11 protein-coding genes and 2 pseudogenes are annotated in these 11,573 nt (G+C 64.6%); 7 read left to right on the forward strand and 6 right to left on the reverse strand.

Annotated features, from left to right (window positions below; genetic code table 11):
- Positions 1-293 (reverse strand): annotated as a pseudogene (locus QOI01_RS22460) (TetR/AcrR family transcriptional regulator); the annotation flags it as partial.
- 56 nt (positions 294-349) lie between these two features.
- Positions 350-1,180, reverse strand: a complete 831-nt coding sequence (locus tag QOI01_RS22465) for an LLM class F420-dependent oxidoreductase (protein WP_526384860.1) — start codon at positions 1,178-1,180, stop codon at positions 350-352.
- Positions 1,181-1,484: 304 nt separating this feature from the next.
- Between QOI01_RS22465 and QOI01_RS22470 the strand changes: the two genes are divergently transcribed.
- Positions 1,485-1,886 (forward strand): cysteine hydrolase family protein, encoded by a 402-nt coding sequence (locus QOI01_RS22470; RefSeq protein WP_526384880.1) that lies wholly within the window; start codon positions 1,485-1,487, stop codon positions 1,884-1,886.
- A gap of 9 nt (positions 1,887-1,895) precedes the next feature.
- Here QOI01_RS22470 and QOI01_RS22475 read toward each other — a convergent pair whose 3' ends face one another.
- Complete coding sequence (locus QOI01_RS22475) at positions 1,896-2,474, reverse strand: TetR/AcrR family transcriptional regulator (protein ID WP_526384862.1); 579 nt, start codon at positions 2,472-2,474, stop codon at positions 1,896-1,898.
- An 80-nt stretch (positions 2,475-2,554) separates the two neighbouring features.
- Between QOI01_RS22475 and QOI01_RS22480 the strand changes: the two genes are divergently transcribed.
- Entirely contained in the window at positions 2,555-4,732 is a 2,178-nt protein-coding gene (locus QOI01_RS22480) for a glycoside hydrolase family 3 protein (protein WP_526384864.1), read from the forward strand.
- Between the two features lie 188 nt (positions 4,733-4,920).
- Here the strand turns inward: QOI01_RS22480 and QOI01_RS22485 are convergent, their stop codons facing one another.
- A complete protein-coding gene (locus QOI01_RS22485; RefSeq protein ID WP_526384866.1) occupies positions 4,921-5,289 on the reverse strand; it encodes a hypothetical protein in 369 nt (122 codons plus the stop codon).
- A gap of 310 nt (positions 5,290-5,599) precedes the next feature.
- On the opposite strand from QOI01_RS22485, the gene QOI01_RS22490 reads away from it, so the two are divergent.
- From QOI01_RS22490 to QOI01_RS22500, 3 genes are all read left to right on the forward strand, one after another.
- Positions 5,600-5,893, forward strand: coding sequence for a hypothetical protein (locus QOI01_RS22490; RefSeq protein WP_526384868.1), 294 nt, complete (start codon positions 5,600-5,602; stop codon positions 5,891-5,893).
- A gap of 251 nt (positions 5,894-6,144) precedes the next feature.
- Entirely contained in the window at positions 6,145-6,456 is a 312-nt protein-coding gene (locus tag QOI01_RS22495) for a hypothetical protein (protein WP_526384870.1), read from the forward strand.
- 163 nt (positions 6,457-6,619) lie between these two features.
- Entirely contained in the window at positions 6,620-6,820 is a 201-nt protein-coding gene (locus QOI01_RS22500; protein WP_526384872.1) for a hypothetical protein, read from the forward strand.
- A gap of 60 nt (positions 6,821-6,880) precedes the next feature.
- On the opposite strand, the gene QOI01_RS22505 is transcribed toward QOI01_RS22500, so the two are convergent.
- Positions 6,881-7,915 carry an iron-containing redox enzyme family protein gene (locus tag QOI01_RS22505; protein WP_526384874.1) on the reverse strand — a complete coding sequence of 345 codons (1,035 nt, stop codon included), beginning with the start codon at positions 7,913-7,915 and terminating at the stop codon, positions 6,881-6,883.
- 95 nt (positions 7,916-8,010) lie between these two features.
- Positions 8,011-8,418: an Lsr2 dimerization domain-containing protein gene (locus QOI01_RS22510; protein WP_526384876.1), complete on the reverse strand. Its 408-nt coding sequence runs from the start codon at positions 8,416-8,418 to the stop codon at positions 8,011-8,013.
- A gap of 623 nt (positions 8,419-9,041) precedes the next feature.
- Here QOI01_RS22510 and QOI01_RS22515 point away from each other — a divergent pair.
- Both QOI01_RS22515 and QOI01_RS22520 read left to right on the forward strand, forming a co-directional pair.
- Positions 9,042-9,800, forward strand: a pseudogene (locus QOI01_RS22515) (L,D-transpeptidase); the annotation flags it as partial.
- A 1,145-nt stretch (positions 9,801-10,945) separates the two neighbouring features.
- On the forward strand, positions 10,946-11,573 hold a 628-nt coding region (locus QOI01_RS22520), incomplete at its 3' end, for a glycoside hydrolase 5 family protein (RefSeq protein WP_526384878.1).

Raw genomic sequence — 11,573 nt, forward strand, 5'->3', positions numbered from 1 at the left:
CGTGGTGTGGAGCGTCGCGCACGCAGCGGTGTCAGCAATGCTTCGAGCCCGTACTCGAACACCGCGTCGTAGTCGGTAGGGGACTGAAGTGCTTCGACGAGCGCCTGATCGGGCCAGGCGTCTGCCCACAGCGTTGGGTCCTCCTCGTCGTGTTTGACCCCACGCATCGCCGAGAACTGCATCATCGCAGACGAAATGACGTGGACCTGTACGGCTCGCAAGAGGAGCGCGGCGTCGGTTCCGGTCACGCCCAGTTCGGCCAAGTGTGCCGCCAACGACTGTTGTATCGGCACCAACCCGAACGCCTACTGCGACGTCCTGCGTGAGCGCGCGATCACATGGCTGATTCTCAGCCGCGATACTGCGCTACCAGCGCGGCGTATTCGTCGAGCAGTCGTAGTGATTCATCCAGCGGCTTGGTGGGCAGGAGCAGCGCGACCTGTCCGAACCCCAGCTCATCGACGGCGCTCCAGTAGTCGAGATCGGCGGGCGTGCCGAACTGTGCCAGCGGGAAGTCGTGGCGCGCACCGTCGCGAATCTGACCGATGCGTTTCGCCAAATGCTCCACGGGGAGCGGATTGGAGATCCAGCCCGCTTCGTGCCGAATCACCCGCTTGACGGTGGCGTCGGAGTCGCCACCGATGTAGACGGGGGGATGCGGCTGCTGGACCGGCTTGGGACGACTGTAAGACGGATCGAAGTCGACGTACTTGCCGTGGTACTCAGCGGGGTCGGCCGTCCACAGCGCCTTGATGGCCTCGATGCGCTCGTCCAGCAGTGCGCCACGCGTCTTCGGATTCGTGCCGTGGTCGCGCAGCTCCTCGATGTTCCACCCCGCGCCCACTCCGAAGATGAAACGGCCGCCCGAGATCAGGTCGATGCTCGCGGCCTCTTTTGCGGTAGTGATCGGGTCACGTTGAATGAGAAGTGCGATCCCGGTGAACAGTTCGATCTTCGAAGTCACGGCGGCGGCCGCGGCGAGGGTTACGAACGGGTCCAGCGTCCGGTAGTAGAAGTCGGGCAACTCGCCACCGCCTGGGTACGCCGACTCCCGGCTCGCCGGAATGTGCGTATGTTCGGCGATCACCAGCGAGTCGAAGTTCCGCTCCTCAATCGCCTGTGCGAGCGATACCGGGTCGATACCGTCGTCGGTGACAAACGTGGAGATCCCGATCTTCATCCGCCATTCCCATCAGTCGACACCATCAGACAAGCCGTCGTCGGAACCAGAGTATTCCCGATGAAGGGCACCCCCCTTGACGAATGCTAAGGCGATAGCTCGTGACGGATCAACTCGACATCGACCCGGCAGGCACCGCGCTGCTGGTCATGGACTTTCAGGTCGGCCTGGTGGATCGCGTGGCCGACGCCGGAGCGCTACTCACTCGGGTCAACAATGCCGTCGCCGACGTCCGCGCCCACGGCGGGCACGTCGCCTGGGTCCGAGTGGCCTTCGACACCGCTGACTTCGATGGCACTCCACCCTGCAGCGTGATGGCCCGCATGGCTGGCCCCGACCGCCGCGCCGATGCACCTGTAGCCAGATCCACTCCAGTCTCAGCCCGCAACCGCAGGACATCACCGTCCGCAAGACACGCGTGGGCGCCTTCACCACCACCGATCTCGACAGACAACTCCGAGACCGCGCGATCACCACGCTTGTCCTGGCCGGAATCAGCACCAGCGGCGTCGTGCTCAGCACCGTCCGCGAAGCGATGGACTGCGACTACCGGATCGTGGTCCTCGAAGACGCCACCGCTGACTCCGATCCGGACACCCACGCCTTCCTCACCGCCTCGATCTTCCCAGACACGCAGCAGTCATCGCCGTCGACGACCTGCGTGAAATCTGGACATGGCAAACGGGCCACCGCCCAGGCTGTGTGAGGGGGATCGCTATCGAAAGAAGTCGTCGCAGAACGCATCCCATACGCACAGGAAGTCCGTGCTCGGATCGCCGACCCACAGTACTTCGAGGCCCTGCCAGAACGCGAGTAGCTGCCGCGCCGCGGTCGGTGGATCGGACTTCCATTCGAGGAGGCCTTCGAACGTCTGCAGTGCGAACCGGGTGCGTTCGACGAAGTAGTGGTGGGCGGGGTGTCGAGGATCCGTGGCCTCCACGTTCAGTACCGCGTAGAGCGTGATGATCTCCCGCATCTGCAGATTCCGTTGGACCACCTGGCGCAGGTGTGCCCGCAGATCGTGCCGACTCATCGCAGAGGTCAAGAGTTCACCGGATGCGTACTCGTCGAGGTCGCGCTGGGTGAGGACTGCGGTGAGAAGGTCGTTCATCGTCGGGAAGTAGTGCAGCACGGAGGGTTTGCGGATTCCGCAGGCTTCGGCGATGTCGTTGAGCGAGACGGCATTGAATCCCGAGAGCGAGATCAACCGCGTTGCTTCGGTGACGATCTGCAGCCGTCTGGTCTCGCGGGCGAACCTGGTGCGCGTGCGAGTGGGTTCACTGGACGGCGGCATGTCGACGAGCGTAATCTACCAATCGGTAGATACCAACTACCCAATGGTGGATAAGAGACGTGATGGGAACCCGGTCAACGATGTCGACATCCCCGGCGCAGGCCACGAACTTCACGTTCGACGACGGCGTGCGCCTGCTTCGCGCTGGGGAAATCACGGCCGACGAAGCCGCCGAGCGATTGGCGGCGCAACTGACCGACGACGAGTTGCTGTGGCTGCTCGACGGTGACACGCCGTTGCGTGACATCGTCGGGATGGCCAAGAAGTTCAGGACGGTCGCGCTGAAGGGTGGAGCGCTGCCGCGGCTGGGCATCCCCGGAATCCGATTCAGCGACGGTCCGCGTGGCGTGGTCATCGGCCACTCGACCGCATTCCCCGTGACCATGGCCCGCGCTGCGACGTGGGAGCCCGACCTCGAAGAACGCGTCGGGCAGGTAATGGGCCTCGAGGGCCGTGCGGCGGGGGCCAACTACTTGGGCGCGGTCTGCGTGAACCTGCTCCGACACCCTGCCTGGGGGCGCGCGCAGGAGTGCTACGGCGAAGACCCGGTCCTCACCGGCCGGATGGGGGCGGGGCTGACGCGTGGGCTGCGTCGCAACGTGATGGCCTGTGTGAAGCACTTTGCGCTCAACTCGATCGAGAACGCCCGCTTCACGATCGACGTCACCGTCGACGAGCATGCGTTGCACGAGGTGTATCTGCCGCACTTCAAGACGGTGATCGACGCCGGCGCTGATTCGGTGATGAGTTCCTACAATTCGGTCAACGGCGACTTCCTCGACGTCAACAAGGTGCTGCTGACCGAGATCCTTCGCGACGAATGGGATTTCGATGGATTCGTCAGCAGCGACTGGGTTTTCGGCACCCACGAAGCAGTGCGGAGCCTGGAAGCCGGTTTGGACGTCGAGATGCCGTTGCGGCTGCTTCGTGCCCGCGCACTGCCGAAGGCCCTCGCCAGCGGCCGCCTGTCCCGCGACACGGTGCTGAGGTCGGCCCGACGCATCCTGACGACCACTCTGCGGCACTACGCAATCCGCGACGAGGGCGAACCGCCCGCATCGGTGGTCGCCAAGGCCGAGCACCGGGTCCTCGCGCGTCACGTCGCCGCCCGTGGAGCCGTCCTTCTCAAGAACGAGCCCGTCGACGGCACTGCCATCTTGCCCTTGCCGCAGGGGATCCGTCGTCTCGCCGTCATCGGAGCACTGGCCACCGAGGTCAACCTCGGCGACCGCGGGTCCTCGCGAGTGCGCCCTCCCGCGGTGTCCTCACCACTGGACGGTCTGCGCGAGGCGCTGCCGAACACCGTGATCGTGCACGTCGACGGCAGCGACCACGCCGCGGCGGCACGTGCGGCGGCCGAAGCCGAAGCCGCCATCGTCGTGGCGGGCATGACTTTCACCGACGAGGGCGAGTACCTCACCAACACCAACGCCGACGGCCTCAAAGAGCTCGGGTTCCCATTCAATTCAAGGGTTCTGCAGTTCATCGGAGGGAAGCTCGCCACGTTCGGCAAGCGGTTCGCCAAGGGCGGCGACCGTCAATCGTTGACGCTGCATCGTGGCGACGAGACACTCATCTCGGCCGTCGCCTCGGCCAACCCTCGGACCGCGGTGGTCGTAATCGGTGGCAGCGCGATCATCATGGAAGCCTGGAGACATCAGGTCCCGGCGATCCTGATGGCCTGGTATCCGGGCATGGAAGGCGGTCGCGCGATCGCCGACGTTCTCACCGGTGCACAGGAGCCGGGCGGACGGCTGCCGGTCGCCATTCCCACCGATGCCCGCCACCTGCCGTTCTTCGACGCAAAGGCCAAGACGATCGTCTACGACTCCTGGTGGGGCCAGCGCAAACTCGACCGCGACGGCCACCGGGCCGCGTATCCGTTCGGATTCGGCTTGGGCTACACCACGTTCGACCTCGAGCTCGTCGATCACCGCGTGTCCGACGACGAGGCGGGCGCCACCGTCCACGTCCGCAACACGGGGCAACGCGCCGGCTCCACCGTCGCCCAGGTCTACGCCGTCAGTGACGCCCCTGACGCCGTGTCGCAGTTAGTCGGCTTCCGCCGGGTCGAGCTGCCCGCCGGTGGCGAGGACACCGTGTTGATCAGCCTCGACCTGACCCCGACCACACAGCGTGACCCCGAGACCCGCAGGTGGTCGAGACGACCGGGGGAGTGGGGCATCGTCGTATCTCCCTGCAGCCCAGGAAAAGTGACGGGCACGTACCCGCTCCCCGTCTCGGACGGAGCGCGATGAGCGTTCACTCTTGCCGCCCGTAGCGTGCTAATCACGTGCTAGCTGATCGATGCCGTTGGAGGGCGGTCAACGGGGTGATTGCGGGCGGCAGTGTTGAGAACACCGGCAGTATCTCGTCAATCCCGGTGAGGTGGACCGGAAGTGGCGACATTGTTCGCTTCTGCTGATCTCGGTCGGGCGAAGGCCGCTTACCCTCGATCGGTCCGTCTCGAGGGCCCGTGCCCCTCGGTCCGCGGCGCGTCCGCGACTCGACTGGTCTCCCACAGCCGGGCGGTGACGTCGGTGACGCCTATGAGTAGCAGCGTTCCCGTTTCGCGCAGCAAGAGCGGTGCTGACACCATGGTCCGGACCACATAGTTCTGGTTGTGGTTCCACTCGACCACCGCGGCGGCCGTTCGCAAGGTGGTCAGACAGTCCGCGGGCGCGAGAGCTTCGTGCCCGGTCAGCAACGCAGGCAGCTGGAGCCGGGTGACCGTCCCGCAGTCTGGGTAGCCGAGCATCTCGGCGCACGCAGGATTGGCATAGGCGATGTCGCCGAGGTGTCCGACACCAAGCATGGCGGTGGGTAATCGGTCGAGAAGAGCGAGTGCTGGTAGTTGGCGCAGGTATCCCTGTGCGGCAGTACTCCAGCGCAATCGCAGTCGCAGTCGGAGTCGCAGTCGTCAGAATCTCGCGCGTCGTTGGCCCCGAATCCGCCACGCAACGATCGGTCGACCGACGACGAATCCGTGTCAGGCTGGCATCCCAGCTCGTGCCGTGTTTGCGGATTGACGGATGGCCCGTGATTGAACTGTGATCATTGGGTAAGACGTCCACCGTAGGCGTCGAGACAACGCGTCGGTGTGCTAGCAGAAAAAGGTGAGCTGCGTGTCAAAGCCAACTCGAATCCCGTCAGGTCTGCTCGGCAACATCGATGACGAGCTCGCTCGCATGCTGCAGGTTGCGGAGGGCTTCCTCGTCGGGCAGCAGTCTCCATCGGGCGTGGTTCCAGGGCTGATCGCGACCGCGCGGGATGCCGACCTCTCGCCAGTCACCATCGCCGAGGCGTTCGTCGACGCCGAGAGTCACGGGTGGTCGTCGTCAGGATTCGAGGATCTGCCGGTCATGGCCACCGTGGATACGGAATGGCGTGGACTGTTCGGCACCGAGGAGCCGACGTAAGCGTGACGTGAAGCAGTAAGTGGCGACGTCCGGCCCACACCCGTCGCGACCATCAATGGCGTTGAGCGCGCCTCGTCCCCCGTCACGCCGGGGCGCGTGGCGCACCGCCCGAACGATCCGGCGCCGAAATGCCCTGTTCAATGGGGACCAGTGGGTCACGTGACCGCTAGCCATGGCAAGCACTTGTTTGCAGGGCATGGCAGCCGGGTATGAACGCTCGGCCGGATTGCGTTGGGAACGGAGGAGGTGTCATGGTGACAACAGCTATAGCTGCAGAAGTATCGAGCGCTATCCGCGACTTCAGTGCCGGCGTGGAGACGCAAGGCCGCGCGCTGGGCTCATCAGTCCGGCACCTGGTGCTCTCGGCCGGTGTGAGCGAATCGTCTCGCGCGCGGATCGCACGGGAGGTCCAGATGCCGCCCGCTCAATTGCTCAACTGGATCGCCGGCGCGCTGGAGGCCGCCACGTCGCTTCTGGGCGCTGAGACCGGCAGTTTCGAACCGAGCGGCGGTCGTGTGGTCGGCGATTTCGTCGTCATCGAGAAGTCGATCACCCGCTGCTGAGAACGTTGGGCGTACGCCGCGGCAGCTGGATACCCCGGCGCGCAGTGTCCGCGCCATGCCGAGAGCTGTGACGCCAGCAGCGGTTCACTCATGATCATCCACGTTTCACGGTTCAACGATTGCGTTGCGGGGCATGTGTGGCACAGGGGGCACGATCCTCATCGTGCACTCTGAGTTCGCCGACGTCGACCGGACGGTCGAGGGGCTACGCGCCTCCGGACTGCACGCCGATGTCGTTGCCGAGCAGTGGATCCCGTTTGGTCCGGTGTTGACGGCGCGCGCGCACTGGTTGGAGCGCGTCGGGCTGCTCGAGGTCGGCAGGCGCGAGGAGCGCCTCGCCGTCGTGCGCGCAGACCGGTCGTGACCGACACGGGTCACGGGCGGTCCGAGTGGTCCCGTCGGACCCGGTAACGGTGCAGGGTAGCTACCGCAACGCCGAGCGAGCCGCGACCCGGGGCCGTAGCGACGACTTGCCGGCCCGCCAGCAGGCAACCATGTGGTCGGCCAGTCGGTCCTCGACCACGCCGCGCGCCCGGATGCCGAACACCACGTCGCGGTCCAGGGCCGGTTCACGGGCGACGAGGTCTGCAACGACGTCGTGGCGCACCACCTGTTCGTGCACGGCGTCGGCCTCGACGTGCTCGCGGTAGAACCCGGCGCAGCGTTGGGGTGCGTCCAATCGCTGCAGGGCCTGCACGATCCGCGCCGATCCCGGCGGCGACGTGATCTCCGTCGAGGCAAAGTGCCCCACCGCCGCGCCCCGCAGATCGCGGTGCAGCCCGAACAGCGACATGAGGTTGACCACCGTCAGGGCGTCGGCAGGGACGTCGTCGAGATAGCCGAGATAGGTTGCATCCAGGTCCGCTGCCTTCAGGAGATCCGCGAAGAGTTGTTGATGAGACCGCTCGCCGCGACCCGCGCCGTACTCGTCGTATTCGATGGCGACGAACGCAGCCTTGGCGCCTCCGACCAGCCTCGGTATGGCGAATGCGTGTGGGTCGCCCTCCTTGAGGTGGTAGAGCGACCGGTGCACGAAGTACTCCCGCATCTGCTCCCACGTGCCTTCGTCGCGCAGAAAGTACGAGAGGCCCTGGCCGCCGACAGGTTCCACGGACAACGTGGCCATTGCATCGGCGGCGGTTTCGCCTTCGTCCAGGTCACCCACGTCGCGCCACACCGCGTCGAAGAAGACCCGCTCGAGGCGTCCGCGGAGGCCGAGCAGGACGGGATCCCACTCCCACGAACCACTTACTCCGGCGAAGCCGCGGTAGTGCAGTTCGTAACAGACGTAAAGCGCCAGCTGCAGGTCCAGGCCGTACGGATCGGCGCCATCGACGTTGACGGCATCGTCACAGGATGTCCATGCGCCGCCCAGCAGGTCCAGGACACACGCTGAGATCGGTCCGACCGCAGTCGGCAGCAGGGGCTCGATCGTCGCGGGCACCGTCCTCGCTTGCATCGTCACAGGCAGCGATTACCCAGGAAGAGGTGCCGACAACCGCGATGGATCTGGCGGCCTGGCTACATAGACCATGTGGACCCGAAGGAAGGGCTCTAGCGGGTCGGCGACGACTTCGTGGGCCGGTGCGCCAAGTCGTAGGCTTCGCTTACCGAGGCGGGAATCCGACCCCGGGTTCTGACCTCGTGGCCATTCTCCGCCGCCCATGCACGAACCGTTGCCGTCGAGTTGGTGCTGGTGTGCTTGGCCGTCCGCGTTCCCGCTCGCTTCTTACGGGTCGATGAGGCCGCGGACCCTGTCATCGGGGCGGCGCTGCCGGTGGCCTTGGCGGCCGCCTCCACGAACGGCGCGAGCGCCTTGTCGAGCTTGGCGATGTTCGCGTCGGTCAAGTCGATGGTGTAGGTAGTGCCGCGGAGGGCGAACTGCACCGAGCCGCCCTTGCCGTCGACGATCTCTGTCTGATCGAGATCGTCGATGAGTTGACGAATGATGCGTTCAGCCATGGCTGGTCCTTCGGTAGTGGCGCGTCGTGTCAAAGATCTCGAGTTGTCGGGATAATGTTGTCGGGATAATACCGTCACGGGATATCTCCGGAAGCATCCGGCGCATTTCTCGTCGCATTGCGGATTGCGAGTTGGATAGTGGCGCTAGCAATCTCGGAGTCGCCCGTGGCACGTAGCGAACCGCGGAACATCATCCACCGCAGGTATAACCAGTTATGACATGTGGAAGAACATGCCATTTCGATTGACCGGTTCAATCGGGATCAAACGTGAAGACTTTGTAGTAATGGTGCGACCGGATCAGCGCGATCTTCGAGGCTCATATCACGACGCACCGCTATTCAGCCCGACGGAATGGCGCGGTGAGCAAGACGCGCCGTGGCTGTGAGCGATGAATGGCTCTCAGGTGGGTGGTTACCGACGTCGAGGACCGGGCGAGAGAGCGCGGTCAGATTGCAGACCTACCATGTGTGAGAGCTGAGCACGTCGAATCGTTGGAGTTGTGAATGACCGGTGCGTGTCGCGTTCCAATGACCCTGCGTGCGGTGGCGGCAATCGTGGTGGCGTTCCTCTTCGTAGCTGCGGGTGTGTCCCGCGCTGACGATGCTGGCCTGCCTGGGGCTTCGCTGACCACCACGTCGGGTGCCGCGTTGCAGAACGGTGGCACCTACGGTGTCGGCGTTGTCGTCGTGGCGCACTTCGACGCCCCCGTCGGGGACCGCAGCACGGCAGAACAGCAGCTCGTGGTGTCCACGTCGCCGCCGGTATCCGGTGCCTGGCACTGGGTCGACGACAAGACCGCGCATTGGCGACCGCCGCAGTATTACCTGCCGGGAACCACGGTCACCATCACGACCGGGCAGCAACCACCCGTGACGTTCACCGTCGGGGCCTCACACGTGTCGATCGCCGACGATGCCACCAAGCAGGTCAGCGTTTACGACGGCGGGACGCTGGTGCGCACGATGCCCACCTCGATGGGCCGTGGGGGCACCGACAATGTCGGAAACACGACGCTGAGCTTTTGGACTCAGCCCGGTGTCTACACGGTGTTGGACAAGAGCAACCCTGTGGTCATGGACTCCTCGACCTATGGGTTGCCCATCAATTCGCACCTCGGTTACAAGGAGAGCATCAACTACGCGGTGCGCGTGAGCACCGATGGCGTCTATCTGCACGAGCTCGACAGCACGGTGTGGGCACAGGGACACACCGATACCAGTCACGGCTGTCTGAACCTCAACCGCGACAACGCAGCGTGGTTTTACGACTTCTCCGTCCCCGGTGACGTCGTCGAGGTGCGCAATTCGGGCGGTAAAGCGTTGCAGCTCTGGCAGAACGGCGACTGGAGCGTGCCGTGGGACCAGTGGGCGAACGGGTAGCGGACTCGCTGGAACGGCCGCGGGCTCAACTGGGTGAAACGGCACCGTCCCGGCCGAGCGAAGTAAACCGAGCCCGCCGGTAGGACGACCAACCGAGGGTAGGCCGATTCCCCTCGAGCAGGGCTGTTGAGCCGAGATCTCCTTTCAACGACCCGACGGACCTTGCGAAGGCTTGCGGCGCGTTTCCGGTAGCCCGGCGAAGGTGCTGTGTACCGATCATCGCCGCCGAAGACCAACGGGCCGGCGTTGGGTCTCCCGAATACTCTGGGGTGCATAGGGTTCCGCATCGGGCATGACGTGGCTGCATCAGGGAATCTGCGCCTGTGGATTCGAGTCGGGCGCTTCGCCGGCGTACAGCGGTGCGGGGCCGGTGATGCTCGGAACGGCCTTTGTGATGGCGGGGGTGGCTGACGGCGTAGAGACGGTGACTGCTTGTCCCTCCGAGCTGCCCGCTGCATGAATTTGCGAATTCTGTGTGAGGTGGGCCGCTAGACAAACCAGAGCGATTGCGGCGCAACAACCAACGACTGCGGCGTACAGCCGCAACCTCCTGACTAAGGTGGTGCTCATTCTGCCCTTCCTCCCTTCTCTCTGCCTTCAAGGTGGCTTCGCAATCCCATGGGCAGATGTCGCAATCCGGCTACTGTCGTAATCCGGCTACCCCTCATTCAGCGCCTTCAGGCTACGAAAAGCCTGGAGCTGCAATGCGAATCAGCTATACGCCCATTGTCGCCGGCATCGGGCTCACAGGAAGGACCTTGGTCCTCACCGTTGACGGTGTTCACACTGCCGCGAAAGGAGCGGTAACTTGTCAGTTTTCTTGGAGGGGTGGAACCCCGGGCGGTTCCTAGGACTTGGCTGCTCTCACGAGCAAAGATGCGACCAGGATCGGTAGCTGCAGCGGGCAGGGGATTGCGCGACGCCCGCCACGTTCTCCACTCAGTCGACCCGAACACTCCGCTGAACACCACCACCATGGCGGCGATCCACGTTCGTCCAACACTCATTCACCCCACCGGCCGAGGCCGAAGTTCACGACGACGTCGTCCGCCGGTCGTAGGGTCCGGGTAACGATCTCAACTTCAAATGATTGCGAATCGATACGCAAGCCCGGGCGCACCTCCGCGGAACAATAGGTTTGCTCAGTGCGCCGTCGAACAGCCCTTCAGCTACCGCTGCTACTGGCAGCAGGTGCGGCGCTGATGCGACTGCCCCTCGCCTCGGCCGACCCGGGCCGGTGGTCAGTCGACCGCGCCAACGCCTGGTATCAGGCCCAAGGTTGGCTGGTCGGCGCGAACTACATCACGTCAACTGCCATCAATCAGCTCGAGATGTTTCAGCCAGGAACCTATGACCCCCGGCGCATAGACAGTGAGCTGCGCGTAGCCCAACTGGCCGGGTTCAACTCCATGCGGGTCTTCCTGCACGATCTGCTGTGGGCCCAGGATCGCCAGGGCTTCGCGAACCGTCTTGGACAGTTCGTCACGATCGCGGCGAGCCACGGCATCAAACCACTCTTCGTGTTGTTCGACTCCTGCTGGGACCCGCACCCCGCACTGGGACCTCAGCGCGCACCGACCCCCGGCGTGCACAACTCCGGGTGGGTGCAAAGCCCGGGCGCAGAGCACCTCGCCGACCCCGGCTACAAGGGTGTTCTGCAGGACTACGTGACGGGAGTGTTGAGCCTGTTCCGCAATGACAATCGTGTTCTGGGTTGGGACCTGTGGAATGAACCCGACAATCCCGCGAGCGTGTATCGCAAGGTGGAGAGGA

Origin of the sequence: Mycobacterium sp., assembly GCF_032162605.1 — a bacterium.
Taxonomy (GTDB): domain Bacteria; phylum Actinomycetota; class Actinomycetes; order Mycobacteriales; family Mycobacteriaceae; genus Mycobacterium.